Here is a 21,974-nt window from a genome sequence, read left to right on the forward strand (position 1 = left end):
GAACGGCTCCCTCTCCCTTCAGGGAGATGGAGCTGTCCTCTGCGGTGGTGATTACGTTGCTTTACTGAAGGCCCGGCGGCTTTACAGGATTCGTTGGCTGGCAGGCGAACTCAGAAATTTCCAGGCACGCCGAACGGCTCCCTCTCCCTTCAGGGAGAGGGGGCTGTCCTCTGCGGTGGTGATTACGTTGCTTTACTGAAGGCCCGGCGGCTTTACAGGATTCGTTGGCTGGCCGGCGAACTCGGAAATTTCCGGGCACGCCGAACGGCTCCCTCTCCCTTCAGGGAGAGGGCGGGGGAGAGGGCAGCCCCCGCACCACGTCTTCCGTGAAGCCTGTAGGGGCGAAATTGCCTGAAGCTCCCACCCCGATCGCTGCAAAATTTCGCATTCAGTTACAGGATGAAGTGGTTTTGGCCCGCAAGGCCAGTTACAAGCGCCCAAGAGGCCGAAACAATCGGCCCATCCCAGTTGGAGAATAATGACAATGACCAACGATCCCTTGCTGACGCTCTTCATGCCCATTGCCCTGGGCATCATCATGCTGGGCCTCGGCCTGTCCCTGACCGTCGCCGACTTCGCCCGCGTGGTGCGCTATCCCAAGCCCGTGCTCATCGGCCTGGTCTGCCAGATCATCCTGCTGCCCCTGGCATGCTTCCTCATCACTGTGGGCTTTGCTCTCGAAGCCGCGCTGGCCGTGGGCATGATGCTGCTCGCCGCGTCCCCCGGCGGCACCACGGCGAACCTCTACAGCCACCTGGCCCACGGCGACGTGGCGCTGAACATCACGCTGACCGCGGTGAACTCGGTGATCGCCATCCTCACCATGCCGCTGATCGTCAATCTTTCGCTGCTGTACTTCATGAACGACGGCCAGACCATCCCGCTGCAATTCGGCAAGGTGCTGCAGGTGTTCGTCATCGTGCTGGGCCCCGTGGCCATCGGCATGCTCGTGCGGCGGCTGCTGCCCAGCGTGGCGGCGGCGCTGCAGAAGCCGGTGAAGATTCTCTCCGCGTTGCTGCTGGCGGTGATCATCGGCGTGGCCGTGACCAAGGACTGGCAGACCTTCCTGACCTATGCGCCCATCGTCGGCGCCGCGGCCCTGAGCTTCAACCTGCTCAGCCTCGCCGTCGGCTATTGCGTGCCGCGCCTGCTCAAGCTGTCGAAGCCGCAATCCATTGCCATCGGCATGGAGATCGGTATCCACAACGGCACGCTTGCCATCGCACTGGCGCTCAGCCCCATGCTGCTGAACAACAGCACGATGGCCATTCCGGCGGCGATCTATGGCGTGCTGATGTTCTTCACTGCCGGCCTCTTCGGCTGGTGGGTCAGCCGGGGCGTGGGCAAGGCAGCGCCGGAGCGGGCGACTGCCTGACTGATCGTGCGCTCCCTTCCTGCAAAAGGGAGCGCACGATCAGTGCTCTTAAAAGGATTTTTCCTACACGGTGATAGGGACATTACGGCAGGGCTATTTCCTACGTGAGAACAGAATTTGGCTATCTCCTCCATCAATGACGGTGGTTGGGAGCCAGTTCACTCATGTAGGAAACTCCGATGAAAAAGTCCCTGATCTCCCTCTCCACTCTGCTCGCTCTTGCCGCTTCGGCGATGCAGGCCCAGGCATCCGACGGCACCATCACCTTCAACGGCAAGGTCCAGGACGTCACCTGCACCATCCAGATCAACGGTGCAGGTACCGGCGACGGCACCGTCACCCTGCCGACCGTCTCGAAGTCGTCCCTGGCGGGTGTCGGCACTACCGGGGGTGATACCCACTTCACGATCGACCTGTCCGGCTGCAGCGGCAGCGACGTCAGCGGCAACCCTGGTGTCGCCGTGTTCTTCGAACCGGGCGCCAACGTCAACGCCCAGGGGCGCCTGACAAACACCGGCAGCGGCGCTCAGGAAGTCGACCTGGCTATCTTCCGCAACGGCTCCCCCTTGCAGTTGGGGGCCGCACCGGCCACGGCCTTCACCAATATCACCGGAACCGGCGTCACCATTCCCTTCACCGTGAAGTACTACTCCAACTCGGCCACGCCGAGCGCGGGCGAAGTGAGGTCCAGCGTGACCTACTCCATTGTTTATCCGTAATCCGGACGCGCCACCGGCAATGGCAAGCGAGGGCTGGCGATCAGCTCTCGCGGGCGGCGGCTCATCTACTTCAATGACGAGGTCTCCATGAAGCGCGCTTTTCTTGGCTTGGGGTTGTTGCTGTCGGCCTGTCTGGTGATCGGTCAGGCTCAGGCCTCTATCGTGATCACCGGTACTCGTGTGGTCTACGACGCGGCCCAGCGGGAAGTGACGGTCAAGCTCAATAATGACGGACAGTCACCGATGCTGGTGCAGTCCTGGATCGACGAAGGCAACCTCCAGGCAACGCCCGATACCTCCACGGCACCCTTCGTGCTTACCCCGCCCATCGCCCGGATAGACCCGAACAAGGGCCAGGCGCTGCGGGTTCGTTTCACCGGGCAGAAGGCCCTGCCGCAGGACAAGGAGTCGCTGTTCTGGCTGAATGTGCTGGAGGTCCCGCCGTCCTCGGCGCAAGGACAGAATCGTTTGAAGATCGCCTTCCGCAGCCGCGTGAAGTTCTTCTATCGCCCCGCCAATTTGCCCGGCAATCCCGCGGCGGCCGCCGAGCAGTTGCAATGGCGCGTGCTGCGCAATGGTTCGGAATGGGCGCTGGAATGTCGCAATGACAGTCCCTACTACGTCACCCTGGGCAAAGTCAGCGTGAACGGCATCAGCCCGACGCTCGACATCAATTCCTCCATGCTGGCGCCTGGCGAACGCAAGATGATTCCACTCAAGGGCGCTCCCGTCACGACGGGCAAGGTTGACTACACGAGCATCTCCGACCTGGGCGCCGTGCTCGAGTATTCCCAGCCCCTGAAACCCTGATCGCTCGGTCCCGGGCCGCCCAGCGTGGTCGACGGCGGACCCTCGCTCGGTTGCCCCGCGGTCAAGGCAAGTGGCCCAGACGGGCAATCGGGCACATCGCTTCTTCTCGTTGTCCAGATCGATAGCTCGCTATCTGTTGGGATAATTCCTACAAGCATGTCGGTTTTATACGGTAGGGCAATTCCGGTGCGGGACGGAAACTCGTTCCATCGCCTCCGCACCGGCACCCCGGCGCAGAGCACCACTACCGCAGGTCTCAGCCCATGAAAACGCCGCTGAAAGTCGTTCCAGGACAGCCGCCACCGCGTCGCAGGTTTCGGATCGACGCACACCTGATCCGGTAGCTCTGCCGCTACCGGCGCTATCCACCCGACCTCTTCTAACACCCGCACCGCGCCGGGAGGGGATCGGCATGCTCGCACCCCCGGGGCGGTCCGCAGGACACTGGCGAGGTTCAGCCATGAACAGCACCTTCCGCTATCCGTTGCAGGAACGCCTGGCGTTCTCGCTCAAACCCCTGGCACTGGCTGTCTGCCTGCTGGGTGGTCTGTACAGCGGCGTTGTGCTGGCGGAGCCGGATGAAAGTGCGGTGACCACCTTCGAGAGCGACATGTTGTGGGGGCAGGGCGCGCGTTCCATGAACCTGTCGCGCTTTCGCCAGAGCAACCAGATCGAGCCCGGTACCTACAACCTCGATGTGCAGCTCAATGGCACGGCGCTGGGTCCGCAGGACATCCGCTTCGTCGCCGGTGAGCGGCCCAGCCATGCCAAGGCGTGCTTCTCGCCTCTGCAACTGGAGCAGTTCGGCGTGAAGCTCGACCAACTGCCGCCGGACAAGCTCAGCGCTGATTGTCTTGATCCAACGGCCCTCATCGAAGGCGCCAGCGCAGTCGTCGACGTGGGCGAGCAGCGCCTGAACCTGAGCATTCCCCAGGCCATGCTGCGGCGCAATCCGCGTGGCTACGTCAGCCCCGAGCGCTGGGACCGCGGCGTCAACGCCGGCTTCCTCGACTACAACCTCAGCGGCTACCAGAGCAACAGCCAGGGTCGCGATCAGCAGAGCGCCTATGCCAGCCTCATTGGCGGGCTGAACCTGGGCGACTGGCGCCTGCGCCAGCGCTCGTCGCTCAACTGGGGGCAGGACGGCAAGTCCCTGGAGAACCTCGCCACCTTCGCCCAGCGCGATGTCGACTCGCTCCGCTCTCAACTGACCCTCGGCGATGCCTATACCGATGGCGACCTGTTCGACTCGGTTCCCCTGCGCGGGGTCCGCCTGAACAGCGACGAGCGCATGCTGCCCGACTCCCAGCGTGGCTATGCGCCGATCGTTCGCGGTATCGCCGCCACCAATGCCCGCGTCACCATCCGCCAGAACGGCTACATCATCCACGAGGAAACCGTTGCCCCAGGGGCCTTCGAGATCCGCGATCTCAACCCCACCAGCGACAACGGTGACCTGGATGTGACGGTGACCGAAGCCGGCGGCCAGGAAAACCATTTCACCGTGCCATTCTCCTCGGTGGCTCGTTCCCTGCGCCCCGGCGTCTCGCGCTACACCGCAAGCGTCGGCCAGGTGCGGGACCTCACCTATGGCTACAGCCCCTACGTCGCCCAGGCCACCTACCAGCGCGGGATTACCAACAGCATCACCGCCTACACTGGCAGTTCGATCTCCGATGGCTACACCTCCGCGCTCCTGGGAGGCGTGCTCACCACCGAGTACGGCGCCTTCGGCGCGGACCTGACCCAGGCCAGCACAGACCTGGAGGGACAGCAGTACAGCGGCCGCTCGTTGCGCATCAGCTACAACAAGATCCTGCAGAGCACCGGCACGCACTTCACCGTCGCGGCCTATCGGTATTCCACCGATGGCTATTTCGGTCTCAACGATGCCCTGAACGCTCGTGACCAGATCCGCGAGTACGGCGACGAAAAGGGTGGTGCCGATGCTGTCCGCCGCGCCCGCAGCCGCAGCGAAATCAACATCAGCCAGAACATCGGGAGTGGCTACCTGTTCGCCAGTGGGTCGGTCCAGAACTACTGGAACGACGAAGGCTTCGATACCCAGTACCAGGCCGGTTACAACCACCACTGGAGCTGGGGCAGCACCTCGGTCAGCGCCTCGCGCACCCAGGATGCCTTCGGAGCCTCGGACAGCCAGGTCCTGCTCAGCGTCTCGCTGCCCATCGGCAAGACCGGCAGCAACCGCCCGTATCTCACCAGCAGCGTCAGCCGCAGCAGCAGTGGTGCGAGCAACCTGCAGAGCACCCTGAGCGGCACCGCCGGGAAGGAAGGCCAGATCAACTACGGCGTCACCAGCGCCTATGACCGCCCGGCCGCTGGCCAGAGCGCCGCCAGCCTCAGCGGCAATGCCCAGTACCGCAGCTCTTTTGGCACGGTGAGCGGATCGGTGAGCCAGGGCAGCGATTACCGCCAGGCCTCCGCAGGCGTTGCAGGGTCCGTGGTCGCCCACCCCAACGGTGTCACTTTCGGCCAGTCCCTGGGTGACAGCATCGCCATCATCGATGCCCCCGGCGCAGCCGGCGCCCAGGTCGGCAATGCGAACAACCTCACGCTCGATGGCCGTGGGCAGGCCGTCGTGCCTTACCTCACGCCCTACCGTATCAACACCCTGGAACTGGACCCCAAAGGGCTATCCGATGACATCGAGCTGAAAAGCACCGCACAGGATGTAGTGCCTCGTAGCGGGGCGGTGGTCATGGTCCCGTTCGAAGCCGTGAGTGGTCGCGCGCTAATCATCCAGAGCCGCAAGGCCGATGGCAGCCCATTGCCCTTCGGTGCCAGGGTGCTGGATGAGAAGGGCGCCGAAGTTGGTGTGGTGGGGCAGGGCGGAAAGGTCTTTGTCCGAGTCGAGAAGGACCACGGCAAGCTCAAGGTCACCGATGACCCATTCAGCTGTGAGATTGACTATCAGCGCCCAAGGGATGGGGCCGCCCGTTCCCAGGCATTTCTCGAATCCCAGCAGGCCCCCTGCGTCCACTGAGCGATGAAGCCCGGCGACGCCCTTACCTGACGACGAGGCAGCACAGGCATGAAACCGATCCACATACTCGCTACCTGCATCTTGAGCTTCTGCCTATCCATCGCAGCGCTCCCTGCATTCGCACGCTACTCAGACTGCACAGCCCCCCTCCCGATGACGCTTTCGACGCCGAATGTCGGTGTGCTGTCATCCCTGCCGGTTGGGCAAACCATTCCGGGAACCCGCACGAGCTTCTCCCTCCAAGTGAGCTGTAATTTCACCTTCGCCCCTACGGATGGCTGGTACCTGTTCGCCAATGGACAGGCCTTCAGTACAACGCCGTATGCCAATGTCTACACCTACCCGGGCCTGGCTGCTTCCGGACTCGGTTTGCGCGTGCTGGGTGCATCGGGTACCGCCTTGACCCTGGAGTCGTCGAGCGTGGGGTTCAGGCTGAAGACGGCGACCGGCAACGATGCTCTCAGTGGAGCCTTCGAGCTGGTCAAGCTCAGTAACACCATCAGCACGGTGGCGCAGAGCACCCAGTGGTGGTTCCACGTTCCGAACCAGCAGTGGGCCAACCAGACCGATGTCAAAAGTACGCTGACCTACAATTACACTGTCTCCCGCCCCAGCATTCCCACCTGCTCGGTGGATACGCCCAGTCTCGAGGTCACCTTGCCCAACGTGGGGAAACAGACTTTTCGCGCGATGGGTGCAACTGCAGGGGCGCAGGCGTTCAACCTGGGTCTTCACTGTGAGGCGAACGTTCGGGCCCAGCTTTCCTTCAGTGATATGAGCAATCCGGGTAACGCCGGCAACAGCCTGAGGCTCGCCACCGCCTCCACTGCGGCGGGACTGGGCGTTCAGTTGCTCAGCCAGGGGAGCGTTGTGCAGTACACCCCGGCCGGCGGCTCGACGGGCACCGTGCTGAGCATACTCACCAACTCGACCGCGCAGGCAGTCGTCATTCCGCTGATAGCAAGGTATGTGCAGGTGAACGATTCGGTCGCGCCGGGCACGGTGATTGCCAACGCTGCCTATACCCTGACGTACCTGTGAGCACGATCCGCTTCCGATCCGGGATAGGCCGCCAGTGCAATATTCCCGAATCGGCTGGCGCAGGTGCGCGTTGGAAAGTGGCCGGGGCGATTCCTACCGGCTGCGATGGCTTGCTCAATCCGCCCAATGCCACGCTGGCGCGTCGAACATGCCCTGGTCGCGGATGCGCGTCTGGCCCAGTTCCTTGTCCAGGTGCAGGCAGTTGCACTCGGGGTATTCCTCCAGCGTGGTGATCAGCCGGCTGGCGTGGGACACGACCCAGACCTGGGTGTGCTTCGAGGCGGCGATGATCAACCGTCCCAGTGCGGGCAGCAGGTCCGGGTGCAGGCTGGTTTCCGGTTCGTTGAGCACCATCAGCGACGGCGGGCGCGGGGTGAGCAGGGCGGCGACCAGCAGCAGGTAGCGCAGGGTGCCGTCGGAGAGTTCTGCCGCGCTCAGCGGGCGCAGCAGGCCGTATTGCTTCAGCGCCACGGCGAAGCGTCCGCCGGGTTGGCAGTCGATCAGCAGTTCGGCGCCGGGGAAGGCGTCGCTGATGGCGGTTTCCAGTGCGCGGGCGTCGCCGATTTCGCGGATGGTCTGCAGCGCGGCGGCGAGGTCGCGGCCGTCGTGGTGCAGCACCGGCGTGCGTGTGCCCAGCTGTGGCTGGCGCGCAGGGGCGTCGGCGTCGGTGCGGAAGTGGTCGTAGAAACGCCAGCCGCGAATCTGCTCGCGCAGCAGCAGCGCCTCGGGGCAGTCCGAGCTGCTGCCGATCTGCGTGAACAGGCTGTCGAAGGTCGGAATGTGCTGCTCCAGTACCTGCCAGCTGCGGCCCTCGCGGGCGCGCAGCACCGGCCCGTTGCGTTCCACCAGCTGTGAAGCGGGGCGATACCAGGGACCGGCCCAGATGCTTTCGTGCTTGATCTCCGGGTCCAGGCCGAAGGCGCTGGTCACCGGGGGTGGCGGCAGGCCGAGGGCGATGGCGTAGCCGAAGTCTTCACCGGCAAAACCCAGGCGCAGACGCTTTACTTCGTTGCGCGGGCCGCCCTGGACTTCCACCTCGCCCGTGCGCATGCGCCGGGAATGGCTTTCCGGCCCGGCCCAGAAGGTAGATTCCAGCCCGCCTTCGCGGGCCAGTGCATTCACCACGCCGCCTTGTGCCGTCTCGGCGAGCAGGCGCAGGGCGCGGTAGAGGTTGGACTTGCCGCTGCCGTTGGCGCCGGTGATCAGGTTCAGCCGGCCCAGCGGCAGCACCAGCGAGTTGATCGAGCGGTAGTTGGCGACGGCCAGGGTGTGCAGCATTCGAGGCGATCCGTGGGCGGGAAACGCCCGCATGCTAGCAGAAGGGTCTTACGGCGCGCGGCGCCAGTTCAGCACCAGCTGGGTCAGCAGGCCTGCGACCAGTCCCCAGAAGGCCGAACCGACGGAGAACAGGGTGAAGCCCGAGGCGGTGACCAGGAAGGTCACCATCGCCGCTTCGCGCTGACGGGCGTCGGCCATGGCGTTGGTCAGGCCGTTGGTGATCGAGCCGAGCAGGGCCAGCGCGGCGATGGACAGCACCAGCGCCTTGGGCAGCGCGGCGAACAGCGCGGCCAGGGTGGCGCCGAAGATGCCGGCGATGCCGTAGAACAGCCCGCACCAGAGCGCGGCGGTGTAGCGCTTGTGCGGGTTTTCGTGGGCTTCCGGGCCGGTGCAGATGGCCGCGCTGATGGCCGCCAGGTTGATGCCGTGGGAGCCGAACGGCGCCAGCAGCAGCGAGGCGATGCCGGTGGTGGAGATCAGCGGCGAGGCGGGCACCTGGTAGCCGTCGGCGCGCAGCACGGCGAGGCCGGGCATGTTCTGCGAGGCCATGGCGACGATGAACAGGGGGACGGCGATGCTGATGGTGGCGGCCAGCGAGAAGCTTGGCGTGGTCCACACCGGGCGGGCGATCTCCAGCTGGAAGTGGCTGAAGTTGAGCAGACCGAGGAATCCGGCCAGGGCGATGCCCACCAGCAAGGCGGCGAATACGGCGTAGCGCGGCGACAGGCGCTTGGCGACGAGGTAACTGACGAACATCGCCACCACCAGCGCGGTCTGCTGCTGCGCGGCGTTGCAGATCTCGATGCAGATGCGGAACAGCACGCCGGCCAGCAAGGCCGAGGCCAGCGAGCCGGGCACCTGGCGCATCAGGCGGTCGAAGCTGCCGGTGACGCCGCAGATCGTGATCAGCGCGGCGCAGACGATGAACGCGCCGATGGCCTCGCCATAGGGCACGCCGGGCAGGCTGCTGATCAGCAGCGCGGCGCCTGGGGTGGACCAGGCGATGACGATGGGGGTGCGGTAGCGCAGGGTCAGGCCGATGGTCGTCAGGGCCATGCCGATGGACAGCGCCCAGATCCATGAGGAAATCTGCGCGGTGCTGAGCCCCGCCGCCTGGCCGGCCTGGAACATCAGCACCAGCGAACTGGTATAGCCGGTGAGCATGGCGACGAACCCGGCGACGATGGCGGCGGGGGAGGAGTCTGCCAACGGGCGCAGCGGCGCGCTGGCGGGTGTGGTGTCAGTCATGCACGAACTTCCATCAGGTACGGGTGAGCAAAGGGTAGAGCGAGGCGACCAGCAGCGCCGCCATGCCGAAGTTGAACAGGCGAAGCCGCAGCGGGTCCTCCAGCCAGCGCCGCAACAGACTGCCCAGTATGGTCCAGACGCCCACGCTGGGCAGGTTGACCACGGCGAACAGGGTGGCGATCAGCACCACGTTGCCGATCCAGCTGTTGGCCGGCAGGTAGGTGGCGATGGCGCCCACGGCCATCACCCAGGCCTTGGGGTTGACCCACTGGAAGGCAGCGGCCTGGAGGAAGGTCATCGGCCTGGCGCTGTGCTCGCCTTTCGCCTCGGGCGCGCCGGAGCGGGCGATCTTCCATGCCAGGTACAGGAGATACGCGCCGCCGGCGTAGCGCAGCGCGGTATAGGTGGCCGGGAAGCGCGCGAACAGCTGGTGCAGGCCCAGGCCGACGGCGACCACCAACAGCAGGAAGCCGATGCTGATGCCGAGCATGTGCGGGATGGTGCGGCGCACGCCGAAGTTCACGCCCGAGGCCAGCAACATCATGTTGTTGGGGCCGGGAGTGATGGAGGTGACGAAGGCGAACAGCACGAAGGCGCCGAGGAGTTCGAGGGGCATGGCGGGGTACCGGTCTTGTTCTGGGGACTACTGTTTTTCTGAAGCTTTGTGCCTGGGCTTCCCTCTCCCCCGCCCTCTCCCTGAAGGGAGAGGGAGCCATCCGTGCCGGCTGAAGCCGGGGTTTCATCCGGCACCTTACGGTCCCCTCTCCCTTCAGGGAGAGGGTTAGGGAGAGGGCGGCCCCACGCAGAATCTCAAGTTGAACCAGCCTAATCCCGCAGGCTCCGAGCTGTCCCATAACAGCCAGTCGCCGAACGGCCCGTACAGTGCGAGCGGCAGTGGCGTGCGCGGGAGTGCGCCGGTATGGTGCGGGAAAGCCGCATGACTGATGGAAGATCGCCACCATGGAACAGAATCCCTATGCCGCCCCCAAGGTCGAGCTGGTGGATCAGAGTGCTCCGGGGGTATTCCTCGCCGGGCGCTGGAATCCCGGCTTTCTGCGTCTGCTTGGCTGGCTGAGCCTGGCGCTACTGCTGTGCGATGTGGTGCTGTTCGTCCTGTCCTTCGCCGCCGCGCTGCACGAGTCGAGCACCTGGCAGCGCTATGAACTCTGGGTTGGCGTGCTCAGCACGGTGCTCGGCTGCTTCCTGCTGTGGCGCACCCGCAGTTTTCTCGAGGACCGCTTCAACGCCCGCGGGCTGGCCTGGCCGGTCGGGCTGTCGATTGCCATTGCGTTGGTGATGCAGGTCTACAGCCTGATTTTCGACGAGCAGCTCAGCGGCGAATTCAACGGGGCGCTGATGGGCTTCATGGGACTGTTCGTGCCCACCGGCGTCGTCACCCTGTGGTACGGCGTTCGCCTGCTGAAGATCGAGTTGCCGTACCCGTCGGTGAAGGTCATGGGCTGGCTGGAGGTCGCCTCTGGCGTTTGCCTGCTCAGCGTCCTGCTGTTCCTGCCCGGGACCGCCCTGGCGATGGCCAGCCTGCTGCCGCTGGCGCTGATGTTCCTGCGCGCCGCCCGCGAGCTGGAAGCCGCTGCCCGCTAGTCTTCGTCCTGTGACCAGGCGATGGCCTGGTTGACCGCCAGCCAGCCGCGCACGGCGTCCTCGCCGGCTTCGTCGAAGGCCCGTTGCAGCAGGCGCCCCTGTTCCTGGCGCAGGGCCTTTTCCAGCTTGCCGCCTTCGGCCGTCAGCGCCAGTAGGCGCCGGCGCTTGTCGTTGTCGCAGGCTTCGCTGCGGATCAGGTCGCGCTCCAGCAACTGGCGCAGCGGCAGGTTCAGTGCCTGCTTGGTCACCCCCAGGGCGGACAGTAGCTGGCTGACGGAAAGCCCCGGATTACGCGCGATGAAGAACAGGATGCGGTGGTGCACCCGGCTCAGGCCTCGGCGCGCCAGCATCTCGTCAGGTTTCGCGGTGAAGGCGCGATAGCTGAAGAAGAAGGCTTCCATGGCCTGGAGTTGCAGGGCATTTTTTATTAGGTCAGGCATATTGACGTATCAGTCTCGGGCGTCGTAGCTTCGGTCAAGCAGTTTGACTCATTCTTCCGTGCTCCCGCTACCGGTGACCCCATGGCCTTCTCCGAACGCATCGCCCGACTGAAAAGCTCTCTGATCCGTGAAATCCTCGCTGCGGCGCAGCGCCCGGAGGTGATGTCCTTCGCTGGCGGGTTGCCCGCCGAGCCGATGCTGCCAAAGGTGAACTGGGACGACATGCCGGCGAGCATGGGCCAGTACGGCATGAGCGAAGGGGAGCCGGCGCTGCGCGAAGCCATCGCTGCCGAAGCGCGGGCGCTGGGCGTGCCCTGCGAGGCGAGCCAGGTACTGATCGTCAGCGGCTCGCAGCAGACGCTGGACCTGGCCAGCAAGCTGTTCATCGACCCGGGCACCGAGGTGCTGCTCGAAGCGCCGACTTACCTCGCTGCGCTGCAGGCCTTCCAGCTGTTCGGTGCGAACTGCCTGACGGTGCCACTGGGCGCCGAAGGTCCGGACGTCGCCGCGCTGCGCCAGCGCCTTGAAACCAGCAAACCGGCCTTCGCCTACCTGATCCCGACTTTCCAGAATCCGTCCGGCGTGCGCTACAGCGAACAGCGCCGCGATGAGGTGGCCGCCGTGCTCGACGAGTTCGGCGTGACCCTGATCGAGGACGAGCCCTACCGCGAGCTGGTGTTCGATGCCGGCACCGCGACCCCGCTGGTCAGCCGCCTGAAGCGCGCCAGCTGGATCTACACCGGCACTGTCTCAAAAACACTGCTGCCAGGCCTGCGCGTCGGTTTCCTGATCGCCACGCCGGACCTGTTCCCGCATCTGCTGCGTCTGAAGCAATCTGCTGATCTGCACACCAACCGCGTCGGCCAGTGGCAGGCGCTGCAGTGGTTCGGCACCGAGGCTTACCGAGGCCACCTGGCCGAGCTGCGTGATTTCTACCGCATACGCCGCGATGCAATGCAGAAGCAACTTGAAGAGCATTTTGGCGAGTTGGCCGAATGGAACGTGCCCCAGGGCGGTTTGTTCTTCTGGCTCAAGCTCAAGCAGCCGCTGGACACCCGTACCTTGCTGGATAAGGCGCTGTCGCAGAACGTGGCCTTCATGCCCGGCGAGCCTTTCTTTACGCAACCTGACGCCAATCCCGGCTATTTGCGGCTTAACTTCAGCCACGTGGCGCCGGAACGTGCCGGCGAAGGTTTGCGCCGCCTGGCCGCGGTAATCCGCGACGCCCAGCCCCAGTGAGGAGATGAGCATGTACACCGTTTACGGCGATCAACTGTCCGGCAACTGCTACAAGGTCAAGCTGGCCCTGCACCTGCTCGACCTGCCTTACCAGTGGCGCGAGATCGACATCATCAAGGGCGAGACGCAGACCGCCGAGTTCCTGGCGATGAACCCCAACGGCAAGGTGCCGGTGCTGCAACTGGAGGACGGCACCTGCCTGTGGGAGTCCAATGCCATCCTCAACTTCCTCGCCGATGGCAGCGAGTTGCTGCCCAGCGAACCGCGCCTGCGCACCCAGGTGCTGCAGTGGCAGTTCTTCGAGCAGTACAGCCATGAGCCCTACGTGGCGGTGGCGCGCTTCATCGAGTTCTACCTCGGCCTGCCCGAGGAGCGCCGCGAAGAATACACGCGCTGCCACAAGGGCGGCTACAAGGCGCTGAAGGTGATGGAGAAGCAACTGGAGCAGACGCCCTATCTGGTGGGCGACCAGTATTCCATCGCCGATATCACCCTGTACGCCTACACCCATGTGGCCCACCAGGGCGGCTTCGACCTGTCGAACTTCCCGGCGATCAACGCCTGGCTGGCGCGGGTGGCGGATCACCCGCGGCATGTGGGGATGCAGGACTGATCTGCACCTTGCCCTTGAAAACGCCGCTTCCCTGGAAGCGGCGTTTTTCATTGTGTGCCGAGCATTTTTGTAGGAGCGAGCTTGCTCGCGAACGGAATGTCCGGCCGCTAGGTGGTTCGCGAGCAAGCTCGCTCCTACAGGTCGATCCGAACTTCTGTGTGAAACAGGCAATTTGCTATCAGAAAAATCCGAAAGAACCTCTCTAAACCGCGCATTTCGTGGCTTTGGGGTTGACCAGCATCATGGCGGCGTTTTGTCGCCATCCCTAATCTGGGCGCGCTGCCATGCGGGATGTACCGATGTGGCCGGGCGCGAGCGGCAGGCAGTGTCGTCGTCCGGCGTGGGGAGGGAAAAGATGGCCTATCTGGTCTGGCAGGCGGATCTCGATACCGGGATCGGAGTGATCGACGCACAGCACAAGCGCATCGTCGAAATGATCAACCAGCTGCACGAGGCCCAGGCCCATCACGACCGGGCCATGCTCGGCGGCGTGATCGAGGAGCTGGTCGACTACACCATCTCGCACTTCGCCTTCGAGGAGACCCTGCTGGAGGACTCCGGCTACCAGTTCACCCGGGCGCACAAGAAGGTCCATGAACTCTTCATCAAGCGCGTTTCCGACTACCGCACGCGCTTCGATGCCGGCGAGGACGTTGCCGAGGAGCTCAAGGGCCTGCTCGGCCGTTGGCTGTTCAACCATATCCGCAATGACGACGCCAACTACGTCGAGGCCGTAAAGGCCACCATGCACGAACTCACCCGCGACCAGAGCCATGGCGGCTGGCTATCGCGCTCGATGAAGCGATTCTTCGGCTGAATCGCCCCCTGTTTGGGCAGTGAATGCCAGCGCGAATCGCCCCCGGCTGGCTATGCTCCTTGCACAACTAAAAGCAATGCCACGGGGGTATTCGCGCATGAAGACGTTGTTGAAGTCACTGCTGCTGCTTTCTTTGCTGTCGTCCTTTTCACTGTTCGCCGCTCAGCCGGCCGCCTCGTCGACCTCCGACGACCAGCGCGCCAAGGCGCTGCTATCCAAGGCGGTGGCCGCCTACAAGCAGCAAGGCGACAAGGCCTTTGCCGCGTTCAGTCGCCAGGGCGAGTTCGTCGATGGCGACCTCTACGTCTTCGTGGTAGACAGCAATGGCACCATGCTGGCCAGTGGCGGCCCGTCGGTGGTGCTGATCGACCGCGACGTTTCCTCGACGCTCGATCCCTCGCTCCAGGCGCAGTTCGCCAAGGCATTGAAATCGCCGGAAACCGGCAAGGTGCAGCAGGCAGACTACCGCTGGAAGAACTGGGCAGACGGCAAGGTCGAGCGCAAGCACGTGTATTACCAGCGTGTCGGCGAGCGCTTCCTCGCGGTGGGCTACTACATCCCGCGCGCTTCGGCACAGCAGGCGGCAGCCATGCTGGATAAGGCGGTGAAGGCCGTGGAGGCCGACCCGGAAGGCACCTTCAAGCAGATCACCGCGCGGGACAAGGCGTTCATCGAGGATGACCTCTATGTCTTCGTGGTCGACCTGGATACTTCGAAGTTTGTCGCCCACGGCTTCAACACGCGCATGGTCGGTACCGATTTCGACTCGCTCAAGGACCCGGGCGGCAACCCCATCGGCCACGCCATGCTGGAGCTGGTGAAGGCCAAGGGTGAAGCGGAGTTCGAATACCAGTGGCGTAACCCGGTGACCAGCAAGGTGGAGAACAAGCACGCTTTCCTGCGCAAGGCTGGGCACTATCTGGTCGCGGTGGGTTACTACACCCGCTGACCTGCCGGTGGCAGGCACAAAAAACCGGCCCTCTGGCCGGTTTTTTCATGGCGGCGGTTCGCGATCAGCGGATCAGGCTGAGGAACTCGCTGCGAGTGGCGGAGTTCTCGCGGAACTCGCCGAGCATCACGGAGGTGACCATGGAGGAGTTCTGTTTCTCCACACCGCGCATCATCATGCACATGTGCTTGGCCTCGATCACCACGGCCACGCCCAGCGCGCCGGTGACCTGCTGCACGGCCTCGGCGATCTGCCGGGACATGTTCTCCTGGATCTGCAGGCGGCGGGCATACATGTCGACGATGCGCGCGACCTTGGACAGGCCCAGTACCTTGCCATTGGGGATGTAGGCGACGTGCGCCTTGCCAATGAACGGCAGCAGGTGGTGTTCGCACAGCGAGTAAAGCTCGATGTCCTTGACCAGCACCATTTCGCTGTTATCGGAGCTGAACAGGGCGCCGTTGACGATCTCCTCCAGCGTCTGCTGGTAGCCGCGGCAAAGGTACTGCATGGCCTTGGCGGCACGCTTGGGCGTGTCGACCAGACCTTCGCGGGTGACGTCCTCACCGAGCTGGCTGAGGATCGCGGAGTAGTTTTGTTCCAGGGACATGATCTACCTGTGGCAATGACAAAAATAAAAACCGTGGCGCAGGGTAGGGCGCGCGGCCCCCTCTGGCAAGCGCCTGCTGCCGGTTGGCGCGTTATGGCGGGTGGTTTGTCGCCAGGCGTTGCGCCCAGCCTTCGGCCCATTGCGCCAGCGGCAGGCAGTGCAGCGCCAGCTCTCGGCCCTGCTCGGAAAGCTGGTAGCCATCCGCGCCGTTTTCCACCAGTTGCGCCTCCCGCAGTTCGCCCAGACGGGTATTGAGCACCGAGGGCGAGAGGCCTTCGCAGCGCGCCTGCAGCTCGCGAAAACTCGCCGGCCCCTGGTGCAGTTCCCAGAGCACGCGCAGGCTCCAGCGGCGGCCGAGCAGGTCGAGCAGCGCCATGATCGGCCGGCCACTGTCGGAGCCGCGTACGGGGTTGCCGGGGAGGGGAAGCGTCATCGTTTCTCCTTGCTACTTTTTCAGTAGCGGTCTAGCTTGAGTGCTACTTAATTGATAGCAGCCGGAGGCGCATCATGACACAGCCGCGTATCGAACCGTTGCAACCGCCTTTTCCCGAAGACATGCAGGCCGCCTTCACGCGGATCATGCCGCCGGGAGTCGAGCCGCTGAAGCTGTTCCGGACGCTGGCGCACAACCCGCGGGTACTGCAGCGCTTCTTCGCCGGCGGCTTGCTGGACCGCGGCAGCATTGCCCTGGAGGACCGTGAGCTGCTGATCCTGCGGACCACCGCGCGCTGCGGTGCGGAATACGAGTGGGGCGTGCATGTGGCGTTCTATACCGGCAAGACCGGCTTCAGTGACGAACAACTGGTCGACACCTGCCGCGCGATACCCGACGCCGCGCTGTGGCGTCCTGCGCAGCTGGCTCTGCTGGCGCTGGCGGACGACCTGCACGACAGCTCGAGTGTGGATGACGAGTTGTGGTCTCGGCTGAGCGAGCATTTCAGCGCCGAGCAGCTGATCGAATGCCTGATGGTGGTGGGTTTCTACCACTCGGTATCGTTCCTGGTGAACGGCCTGAAGGTGCAGCGCGAAAGCTACGGCGCGCGTTTTCCGGCCTGATTACTCGTCGCGGCCTTCGAGCATGGTGCGCCGCAACATCACGTAGATCGCCCCGGTGCCGCCGTGGCGCGGCAGGCAGGAGGCGAAGCCCAGCACCTGCGGATGCTGGCGCAGCCAGGTGTTCACGTGGCTTTTCACCATCGGGCTGCGGCCGTCGACGCGCGCGGCCTTGCCGTGGGTGACGCGCACGCAGCGGATTTCGAAGCGAGTGGCTTCGGCGATGAAATCCCAGAGGGTTTCGCGGGCGGTCTCGATCTTCATGCCGTGCAGGTCGAGGCTGCCCTCGAAGGGGATCTGGCCGGCCTTCAGCTTGCGCATCTGGCCTTCCTGGACGCCGTCGCGGGCCCAGTAGAGTTCGTCTTCCGGGCCGACGTCGATGACGAACTGGTCGGACAGGCCATCCACCCGGATGTTCTCGGTGCGCACGGTCGCGTTCTGCCGCAGCTCCTTGAGCTGCTTGCGGTCGGCCTTGGGTTTGCCGGTGTCGGCCTGGTCCACGGTGATGCGCTTGACGCCGCGCATCTCGCGGGCGAATTGGGAAAAGTCGTCGTCTTGCATGCGCACCTCCTCGAAGAGCCGCGCAGTCTAACGGATCATGCAGGTCCTACGGAAATTCACCCAACACATCAGTTGCGGCGCTTCATCAGTCGCGGCGACAGGCTCAGGCCGTCGCGGCCACGGGCACGGCGGCGAGCAGCGCGCCAGAAGGTGATGCCCAGCCACAGGCAGAGCAGGCCGATCACCAGCAGCACGGCGCCGGCGCCCGGTTCGATGTGCAGCACGCCCACGGCGGGCTGGCGGCGGAGCAGGGCGGCGACGCCGGCCATGCTGGACAGGATGCCGAAAGTGGCGATCACCGCGGCGATCGCGGCGGCGAAGCGCCAGCGCCAGCGGCCCGGACGTTTCGGGCGCAGGCTGGGTGGGTCGAACTTCTCGGTCATCTTCATCCCGACTTCCTCATCTGTTGAACGAGGCTATGACCGGTGGGGATGGGTGGGGTTCCAACCCCAGGGTCGGGAAGCGCGGCGAACCCGCGGGGTGAACGGGTTCGCGGGCTTGCGCGCCTAAGCTGAGCCTAACCCCGGACGCTTGTCGTTGCTGCCCGTCGGGACGAGTGGCGTCAGACCAGCGCCTGGGCCTGCGCGACCACGGCGGCGAAGTTGTCGCCCAGGGCGGCGATTTCCGCACGGTGCAGGTCGCGGGCGGCAAGCACGCCACCTTCGGGAGTGGGAATGTCGCGGGTGGCGCAGGCCGCGTCCACCAGGGTGCAGCGGTAGCCGTAGTCCTTGGCGGCACGCACCGTGGTGCTGATGCTGGAGTGGGTCATGAACCCGCAGACGATCAGGTCCAGGCGGCCGCTGGCCTGCAGGCGGTCATGCAGGTCGGTGCCGGCGAAGGCATTGGGCAGGCGCTTGTCCACCACCGCCTCGCCCGGCAGCGGGGCCAGTTCGGGCAGGAAGCGGCCGCGCGGGCCCTGCGGGTCGAGCAGGCCGCCGACCACGCCCAGGTGGTGCACGTGGACGATGGGAGTGCCCATGCTCCGGGCCGTCTCCAGCAGCAGGCGAATCTGCGCCACAGCGGCGTCCAGGTCAGGCAGCGCGAGCACGCCGCTGCGGTACTCCTCCTGGGCGTCGATGATCAACAGAGTGCTCTGGCGCAGGGTGGCCGGCGGATATCCGCGCCCACTGATCTGCAGCATGCTGAGCGGATGGGACATGTCTGGACTCCTGTAAATGCATGTTCACTCATTGTGGGCCGTAACGCGTCCGCTGTGAATCTTTGCGAACTCGCGCCAAAGTGGTATTGGCATTCTTCTGAGGAACTGCCCGGAGGCACCCCAGAGCCCCCGCGTTCCGCTAGAATGCGCCCCTTTTTGCGAGCTGCGAGGACTGCTGCCGTGACCCAATCCCGTTTGCTGACCCTGCGTGACCACATCCGCTGGGCCGTCAGCCGCTTCCACGCCGAGGAACTGTTCTTTGGCCATGGTACCGACAACGCCTGGGACGAAGCCCGCCAGCTGGTGCTGGGCGCGCTGCACCTGCCGTGGGAAATGGCCGATGCCTACCTGGACTGCCGCCTCGAGGACGAGGAGCGCGAGTACCTGATGCACCTGCTGCGCCGGCGCATCGAGGAGCGCGTGCCCACCGCCTACCTGCTGGGCGAAGCCTGGTTCTGCGGCATGCCGTTCGTGGTGGACGAGCGCGTGCTGGTGCCGCGTTCCCCCATCGCCGAGCTGATCGAGCGCCGCTTCGAGCCCTGGCTGGCGGCTGACCCTGCGCGAATCCTCGACCTGTGCACGGGTTCGGGCTGCATCGGCATCGCCTGCGCCAGCGCCTTCCCGGAGTCCGAGGTGGTGCTGGGCGACCTGTCGTTCGATGCGCTGGAAGTGGCCAACATCAATATCGAGCGCCACGAGCTGGGCGAGCGCGTCTACACCGTTCAGGGCGACGGCTTTGCCGGCCTGCCGGGCCAGCGTTTCGACCTGATCGTGTCGAACCCGCCTTATGTCGACGCCGAAGACTTCGCCGACATGCCTGCCGAGTACCACCACGAGCCCGAGCTGGGCCTGGCCTGCGGTAATGACGGCCTGGACCTGGTGCGGCGGATGCTGGCCGAAGCCGCGGATCACCTGACCGAGCGCGGCACCTTGGTGGTGGAAGTGGGCAATAGCCAGGTGCATGTGGCGGCGCTCTATCCGGAGGTGGACTTCACTTGGCTGGAGTTCGAGTACGGCGGCCACGGCGTGTTCCTCCTCTCGGCGCAGCAGTGCCGGGAGCACCAGGCGCTGTTCAAGTCCCGCGTAAACGCCTGAATTCGAAGCTGTAGGAGCGAGCTTGCTCGAGAACAGTGCTCACCGGCCACGACGAGGCTGGGCGGTTCGCGAGCAAGCTCTCTCCTACGAAAAGCGGCTTCGGATGGGTTCAGCGCGGGGCTTGGCCGGTCGCGGACGAAGTCCGCTCCTAGGCGAATTTCTGTGCGGGGCAGCCCTCTCCCTGAAGGGATAGGGCGCTATCCATGCCGGCTGACACTGTCGTTTCAGCCGGCACCGATCCAGTCCCCTCTCTCTTCAGGGAGAGGGAAATCGCAGGTACGAATTCTGAGAAAGACCGTTGCTCTTACGCGAGGGTGAGCTTTGGGTAGAAGCGGACTTCGTCCGCGATCGCACGCCGGCCGCGCCTCAGTGCGTGGCGATCCAGATCAGCAGTCCTGCCTGGAACACGGCGAACACCGTCAGGCAGGCAATGGTGAAACGCAGGCTGGTGTCGTCGCGGCGGAAGGTCTCGATGCGCTGCTCCAGCCGGCGGATCTCGTTGGCCTGGGTGGCGAGGTTCTGGTCGGCCTGTTCGAGCATGGCGCCGGCTTCCAGCAATGGGAGTATCTGCACCTTGTCCTTGTGCCAGTCGTCATACAACTCGCTGACCCGGCCGACGCTGTAGCGCGCCTTCAGCAGCCGCGAATCCTCGTAGATCACGTCGAAGCCCTGGGCGCGCAGGAAGTGGTCGCGGCGCTGCCGGGCCTCTTCGTTGGGCACGTCCTTCATCGCCAGCGCGCCGCCCTCGACGCGGTAGTGCGACCACTTCCTCTTCGCCCACGCCACGCCCTGGGCCAGCAGGAAGCGCCCAAGGCCACGGTTCAGCGGTTCGGTGGCAAAGCCTGAATCGGCGCCAAAGCGCACTTCCTTGTTGCGGTGGTCCGCCCAGACCTCCAGCAGGTTCACTTCCTTGCGCAGCACCTGGCCGGGCACCTGGATGGTCAGGCGCAGCAGGCTCTGCTCGGCGTTGTGGCGTTCCACCCGGCCGAGTTGGACGAAACGCAGTGGCCGGGCACCGGTGGTGCGGTCGGTGGGCAATGGCGCCAGGCGCAGCAGGCGATAGTGTTCCGGCGCAAGCTCCGCCCAGGGGTGCGGGCGGGCGGCGGCCTCGTCGGCGGCGACGGCGGTCTGTTCGGCTTCGGTCATTGGGGCTACCTCGGGGCCTGGCGGGCGTGGCCAGTGCTCTCCCGTGGTTTATCGACGCACCGGCGGATTTCTTGAGACGATCGCTCCAGATGACGCCAGCGTGCCACCGGGCAGGGTCTGCACCTGCCGGATGAAAGTCGTGACGTGCTGCACCAGCTCGCGGGCCAGCGGCAGGTTGGGGTTGTTGTAGGAGGCGAGTTGCTGCGGGCCGCTGGTCGGAACGATGCGCAGGATGTGGTTCATTCCCGAGATCAGGTGGAAGTCGCTGTCGGGCTTGGCGCTCTTGAGCGCCTGGGCATCCTCGATGCCGACCTGGATGTCGTTGGTGCCCTGCAGGATCAGGGTGGGCAGCTTGAGCATGGCGAATGCTCGGGCCGGGTCCTGGCGGAACAGCGAGATCAGGTAGGGCTGCACACTGGGGCGGAACAGCACTTTCAGCGGTTCCGGCACGCGGGGCTGCAACCGCCCCGCCTGCAGGCCGTCGATCAACTGGTCGGCCTGGGCCAGTAGCGGCGGAGGCAGTCGGCCCTGCAACTGCTCGCGCAGCACGACGCCGATGGGACGGGCGCTGCCGGCGAGGGAAACCAGCGCTTCGGCGTGGGTTTTCGGTGCAGCCAGGCTGGCGATCAGCGCGCCCTCGCTGTGGCCGATGAGAATCTGTGGGCCGAACCGCGGGTCGTGGGCGAGTTTGTCGCTCCAGGCCACCACGTCGCTGACGTAGGCCTCGACGCTGAGCTCTTCCTCGCGCGGCGCCGCCGGCAGGCTGCGGGCTACACCGCGCTTGTCGTAGCGCACGCTGGCGATGCCGTTTTCCGCCAGCGCCTCGGCCAGCTTGCGCAGATAGGCGTTCTGTCCGCCCTCGGGGTTGTTGCCGTCGCGGTCGGTGGGGCCGGAGCCGGCGATCAGCAGGGCCACGGGCGGCGGGTTCTGTGGCTGGGAAGCCGGGGCCTGCGGCAGCAGCAGGGTGCCGCGCAGAACGCCGTGGCCGGTATCCAGGTCATAGGGGCGTTGCAGGATGCTGGAGGGGGCGGCCAGGGTCACTGACGAGGCGAGGCCGGCGAACAGGCAGAGGCAGAGCAGGGCAAGACGGCGCATCGAGGACTTCGCGATGGGGCTGATGGCGCTTTGATCCTCGCAGGCGGCGAAGGTTCGCAGGGCGGATTGACGCAGGTATACTGCTCGGCCTTTTGCAAACCAAGTCTTTTCGCGGAGCCT

24 protein-coding genes are annotated in these 21,974 nt (G+C 65.1%); 13 read left to right on the plus strand and 11 right to left on the minus strand.

The annotated features are described in order from the left end of the window. From C167_RS35035 to C167_RS0105405, 6 genes are all read left to right on the plus strand, one after another. Positions 1 to 199, plus strand: a 199-nt coding sequence (locus C167_RS35035; RefSeq protein ID WP_235154291.1) for a hypothetical protein, incomplete at its 5' end; no start/stop codon positions are given. Positions 200 to 484: 285 nt separating this feature from the next. Continuing rightward, entirely contained in the window at positions 485 to 1,375 is an 891-nt protein-coding gene (locus C167_RS0105385; protein WP_017517235.1) for a bile acid:sodium symporter family protein, read from the plus strand. Positions 1,376 to 1,554: 179 nt separating this feature from the next. Then, the gene (locus C167_RS0105390; RefSeq protein ID WP_017517236.1) at positions 1,555 to 2,094 is read left to right on the plus strand and encodes a fimbrial protein; all 540 of its coding nucleotides are present in this window, start codon (positions 1,555 to 1,557) and stop codon (positions 2,092 to 2,094) included. 87 nt (positions 2,095 to 2,181) lie between these two features. Beyond that, on the plus strand, positions 2,182 to 2,904 hold the full coding sequence (locus C167_RS0105395; protein WP_017517237.1) for a molecular chaperone: 723 nt from the start codon (positions 2,182 to 2,184) through the stop codon (positions 2,902 to 2,904). Between the two features lie 460 nt (positions 2,905 to 3,364). Further along, positions 3,365 to 5,908, plus strand: coding sequence for a fimbria/pilus outer membrane usher protein (locus C167_RS32245; RefSeq protein WP_017517238.1), 2,544 nt, complete (start codon positions 3,365 to 3,367; stop codon positions 5,906 to 5,908). A 48-nt stretch (positions 5,909 to 5,956) separates the two neighbouring features. After that, a complete protein-coding gene (locus C167_RS0105405; protein WP_017517239.1) occupies positions 5,957 to 6,949 on the plus strand; it encodes a fimbrial protein in 993 nt (330 codons plus the stop codon). Positions 6,950 to 7,063: 114 nt separating this feature from the next. On the opposite strand, the gene C167_RS0105410 is transcribed toward C167_RS0105405, so the two are convergent. The 3 genes from C167_RS0105410 to C167_RS0105420 are packed head-to-tail and all read right to left on the minus strand — an operon-like array spanning position 7,064 to position 10,091. Then, positions 7,064 to 8,227 carry an AAA family ATPase gene (locus C167_RS0105410; protein WP_017517240.1) on the minus strand — a complete coding sequence of 388 codons (1,164 nt, stop codon included), beginning with the start codon at positions 8,225 to 8,227 and terminating at the stop codon, positions 7,064 to 7,066. A gap of 48 nt (positions 8,228 to 8,275) precedes the next feature. Continuing rightward, positions 8,276 to 9,475, minus strand: a complete 1,200-nt coding sequence (locus C167_RS0105415) for a benzoate/H(+) symporter BenE family transporter (protein ID WP_017517241.1) — start codon at positions 9,473 to 9,475, stop codon at positions 8,276 to 8,278. 13 nt (positions 9,476 to 9,488) lie between these two features. After that, positions 9,489 to 10,091 carry a LysE family translocator gene (locus C167_RS0105420; RefSeq protein ID WP_017517242.1) on the minus strand — a complete coding sequence of 201 codons (603 nt, stop codon included), beginning with the start codon at positions 10,089 to 10,091 and terminating at the stop codon, positions 9,489 to 9,491. Between the two features lie 344 nt (positions 10,092 to 10,435). Here C167_RS0105420 and C167_RS0105425 point away from each other — a divergent pair, with 344 nt between their 5' ends. Beyond that, positions 10,436 to 11,077 carry a hypothetical protein gene (locus tag C167_RS0105425; RefSeq protein ID WP_017517243.1) on the plus strand — a complete coding sequence of 214 codons (642 nt, stop codon included), beginning with the start codon at positions 10,436 to 10,438 and terminating at the stop codon, positions 11,075 to 11,077. Here C167_RS0105425 and C167_RS0105430 read toward each other — a convergent pair. Next, complete coding sequence (locus C167_RS0105430; RefSeq protein WP_026078821.1) at positions 11,074 to 11,517, minus strand: MarR family transcriptional regulator; 444 nt, start codon at positions 11,515 to 11,517, stop codon at positions 11,074 to 11,076. The two genes, C167_RS0105425 and C167_RS0105430, sit on opposite strands and share 4 nt — an antisense overlap. Before the next feature lie 81 nt (positions 11,518 to 11,598). Between C167_RS0105430 and C167_RS0105435 the strand changes: the two genes are divergently transcribed. The 4 genes from C167_RS0105435 to C167_RS0105450 all read left to right on the plus strand — a co-directional run bounded on the left by C167_RS0105435 (position 11,599) and on the right by C167_RS0105450 (position 15,135). Next, complete coding sequence (locus C167_RS0105435) at positions 11,599 to 12,756, plus strand: PLP-dependent aminotransferase family protein (protein ID WP_017517245.1); 1,158 nt, start codon at positions 11,599 to 11,601, stop codon at positions 12,754 to 12,756. A 10-nt stretch (positions 12,757 to 12,766) separates the two neighbouring features. Beyond that, a complete protein-coding gene (locus C167_RS0105440) occupies positions 12,767 to 13,369 on the plus strand; it encodes a glutathione S-transferase family protein (protein ID WP_017517246.1) in 603 nt (200 codons plus the stop codon). 355 nt (positions 13,370 to 13,724) lie between these two features. Next, complete coding sequence (locus C167_RS0105445) at positions 13,725 to 14,186, plus strand: bacteriohemerythrin (protein WP_017517247.1); 462 nt, start codon at positions 13,725 to 13,727, stop codon at positions 14,184 to 14,186. 109 nt (positions 14,187 to 14,295) lie between these two features. Further along, complete coding sequence (locus C167_RS0105450; protein WP_017517248.1) at positions 14,296 to 15,135, plus strand: cache domain-containing protein; 840 nt, start codon at positions 14,296 to 14,298, stop codon at positions 15,133 to 15,135. Between the two features lie 64 nt (positions 15,136 to 15,199). On the opposite strand, the gene folE is transcribed toward C167_RS0105450, so the two are convergent. Both folE and C167_RS0105460 read right to left on the minus strand, forming a co-directional pair. Then, on the minus strand, positions 15,200 to 15,745 hold the full coding sequence (folE, locus tag C167_RS0105455) for a GTP cyclohydrolase I FolE (RefSeq protein ID WP_017517249.1): 546 nt from the start codon (positions 15,743 to 15,745) through the stop codon (positions 15,200 to 15,202). Positions 15,746 to 15,836: 91 nt separating this feature from the next. Then, positions 15,837 to 16,178 carry a winged helix-turn-helix transcriptional regulator gene (locus C167_RS0105460; RefSeq protein WP_017517250.1) on the minus strand — a complete coding sequence of 114 codons (342 nt, stop codon included), beginning with the start codon at positions 16,176 to 16,178 and terminating at the stop codon, positions 15,837 to 15,839. A 74-nt stretch (positions 16,179 to 16,252) separates the two neighbouring features. Here C167_RS0105460 and C167_RS0105465 point away from each other — a divergent pair, with 74 nt between their 5' ends. Then, positions 16,253 to 16,801, plus strand: coding sequence for a carboxymuconolactone decarboxylase family protein (locus C167_RS0105465; RefSeq protein WP_017517251.1), 549 nt, complete (start codon positions 16,253 to 16,255; stop codon positions 16,799 to 16,801). Here C167_RS0105465 and C167_RS0105470 read toward each other — a convergent pair whose 3' ends face one another. The 3 genes from C167_RS0105470 to C167_RS0105480 all read right to left on the minus strand — a co-directional run bounded on the left by C167_RS0105470 (position 16,802) and on the right by C167_RS0105480 (position 18,518). Beyond that, positions 16,802 to 17,359, minus strand: a complete 558-nt coding sequence (locus C167_RS0105470) for a Smr/MutS family protein (protein WP_017517252.1) — start codon at positions 17,357 to 17,359, stop codon at positions 16,802 to 16,804. Positions 17,360 to 17,427: 68 nt separating this feature from the next. Further along, a complete protein-coding gene (locus C167_RS0105475) occupies positions 17,428 to 17,748 on the minus strand; it encodes a hypothetical protein (RefSeq protein ID WP_017517253.1) in 321 nt (106 codons plus the stop codon). A gap of 173 nt (positions 17,749 to 17,921) precedes the next feature. Next, on the minus strand, positions 17,922 to 18,518 hold the full coding sequence (locus C167_RS0105480) for a cysteine hydrolase family protein (RefSeq protein WP_017517254.1): 597 nt from the start codon (positions 18,516 to 18,518) through the stop codon (positions 17,922 to 17,924). A 180-nt stretch (positions 18,519 to 18,698) separates the two neighbouring features. On the opposite strand from C167_RS0105480, the gene prmB reads away from it, so the two are divergent. Continuing rightward, positions 18,699 to 19,613, plus strand: coding sequence for a 50S ribosomal protein L3 N(5)-glutamine methyltransferase (prmB, locus tag C167_RS0105485; protein WP_017517255.1), 915 nt, complete (start codon positions 18,699 to 18,701; stop codon positions 19,611 to 19,613). Positions 19,614 to 19,979: 366 nt separating this feature from the next. Here prmB and C167_RS0105490 read toward each other — a convergent pair whose 3' ends face one another. Both C167_RS0105490 and C167_RS0105495 read right to left on the minus strand, forming a co-directional pair. Continuing rightward, the gene (locus C167_RS0105490) at positions 19,980 to 20,759 is read right to left on the minus strand and encodes a hypothetical protein (protein ID WP_017517256.1); all 780 of its coding nucleotides are present in this window, start codon (positions 20,757 to 20,759) and stop codon (positions 19,980 to 19,982) included. Positions 20,760 to 20,807: 48 nt separating this feature from the next. Further along, entirely contained in the window at positions 20,808 to 21,854 is a 1,047-nt protein-coding gene (locus C167_RS0105495) for an alpha/beta hydrolase (RefSeq protein ID WP_017517257.1), read from the minus strand. Positions 21,855 to 21,974: the final 120 nt, after the last annotated feature.

This window comes from Pseudomonas nitroreducens TX1, assembly GCF_000313755.1.
Classification (GTDB): domain Bacteria; phylum Pseudomonadota; class Gammaproteobacteria; order Pseudomonadales; family Pseudomonadaceae; genus Pseudomonas; species Pseudomonas nitroreducens_A.

What these genes read in the sequence shown, in the direction of transcription:
- C167_RS0105385 (WP_017517235.1), top strand. Translation starts at nt 485, where the DNA reads ATGACCAACGATCCCTTGCTGACGCTCTTCATGCCCATTGCCCTGGGC.
- C167_RS0105390 (WP_017517236.1), top strand. Translation starts at nt 1,555, where the DNA reads ATGAAAAAGTCCCTGATCTCCCTCTCCACTCTGCTCGCTCTTGCCGCT.
- C167_RS0105395 (WP_017517237.1), top strand. Translation starts at nt 2,182, where the DNA reads ATGAAGCGCGCTTTTCTTGGCTTGGGGTTGTTGCTGTCGGCCTGTCTG.
- C167_RS32245 (WP_017517238.1), top strand. Translation starts at nt 3,365, where the DNA reads ATGAACAGCACCTTCCGCTATCCGTTGCAGGAACGCCTGGCGTTCTCG.
- C167_RS0105405 (WP_017517239.1), top strand. Translation starts at nt 5,957, where the DNA reads ATGAAACCGATCCACATACTCGCTACCTGCATCTTGAGCTTCTGCCTA.
- C167_RS0105410 (WP_017517240.1), bottom strand. Translation starts at nt 8,227, where the DNA reads ATGCTGCACACCCTGGCCGTCGCCAACTACCGCTCGATCAACTCGCTG.
- C167_RS0105415 (WP_017517241.1), bottom strand. Translation starts at nt 9,475, where the DNA reads ATGACTGACACCACACCCGCCAGCGCGCCGCTGCGCCCGTTGGCAGAC.
- C167_RS0105420 (WP_017517242.1), bottom strand. Translation starts at nt 10,091, where the DNA reads ATGCCCCTCGAACTCCTCGGCGCCTTCGTGCTGTTCGCCTTCGTCACC.
- C167_RS0105425 (WP_017517243.1), top strand. Translation starts at nt 10,436, where the DNA reads ATGGAACAGAATCCCTATGCCGCCCCCAAGGTCGAGCTGGTGGATCAG.
- C167_RS0105430 (WP_026078821.1), bottom strand. Translation starts at nt 11,517, where the DNA reads ATGCCTGACCTAATAAAAAATGCCCTGCAACTCCAGGCCATGGAAGCC.
- C167_RS0105435 (WP_017517245.1), top strand. Translation starts at nt 11,599, where the DNA reads ATGGCCTTCTCCGAACGCATCGCCCGACTGAAAAGCTCTCTGATCCGT.
- C167_RS0105440 (WP_017517246.1), top strand. Translation starts at nt 12,767, where the DNA reads ATGTACACCGTTTACGGCGATCAACTGTCCGGCAACTGCTACAAGGTC.
- C167_RS0105445 (WP_017517247.1), top strand. Translation starts at nt 13,725, where the DNA reads ATGGCCTATCTGGTCTGGCAGGCGGATCTCGATACCGGGATCGGAGTG.
- folE (WP_017517249.1), bottom strand. Translation starts at nt 15,745, where the DNA reads ATGTCCCTGGAACAAAACTACTCCGCGATCCTCAGCCAGCTCGGTGAG.
- C167_RS0105460 (WP_017517250.1), bottom strand. Translation starts at nt 16,178, where the DNA reads ATGACGCTTCCCCTCCCCGGCAACCCCGTACGCGGCTCCGACAGTGGC.
- C167_RS0105465 (WP_017517251.1), top strand. Translation starts at nt 16,253, where the DNA reads ATGACACAGCCGCGTATCGAACCGTTGCAACCGCCTTTTCCCGAAGAC.
- C167_RS0105470 (WP_017517252.1), bottom strand. Translation starts at nt 17,359, where the DNA reads ATGCAAGACGACGACTTTTCCCAATTCGCCCGCGAGATGCGCGGCGTC.
- C167_RS0105475 (WP_017517253.1), bottom strand. Translation starts at nt 17,748, where the DNA reads ATGAAGATGACCGAGAAGTTCGACCCACCCAGCCTGCGCCCGAAACGT.
- C167_RS0105480 (WP_017517254.1), bottom strand. Translation starts at nt 18,518, where the DNA reads ATGTCCCATCCGCTCAGCATGCTGCAGATCAGTGGGCGCGGATATCCG.
- C167_RS0105490 (WP_017517256.1), bottom strand. Translation starts at nt 20,759, where the DNA reads ATGACCGAAGCCGAACAGACCGCCGTCGCCGCCGACGAGGCCGCCGCC.
- C167_RS0105495 (WP_017517257.1), bottom strand. Translation starts at nt 21,854, where the DNA reads ATGCGCCGTCTTGCCCTGCTCTGCCTCTGCCTGTTCGCCGGCCTCGCC.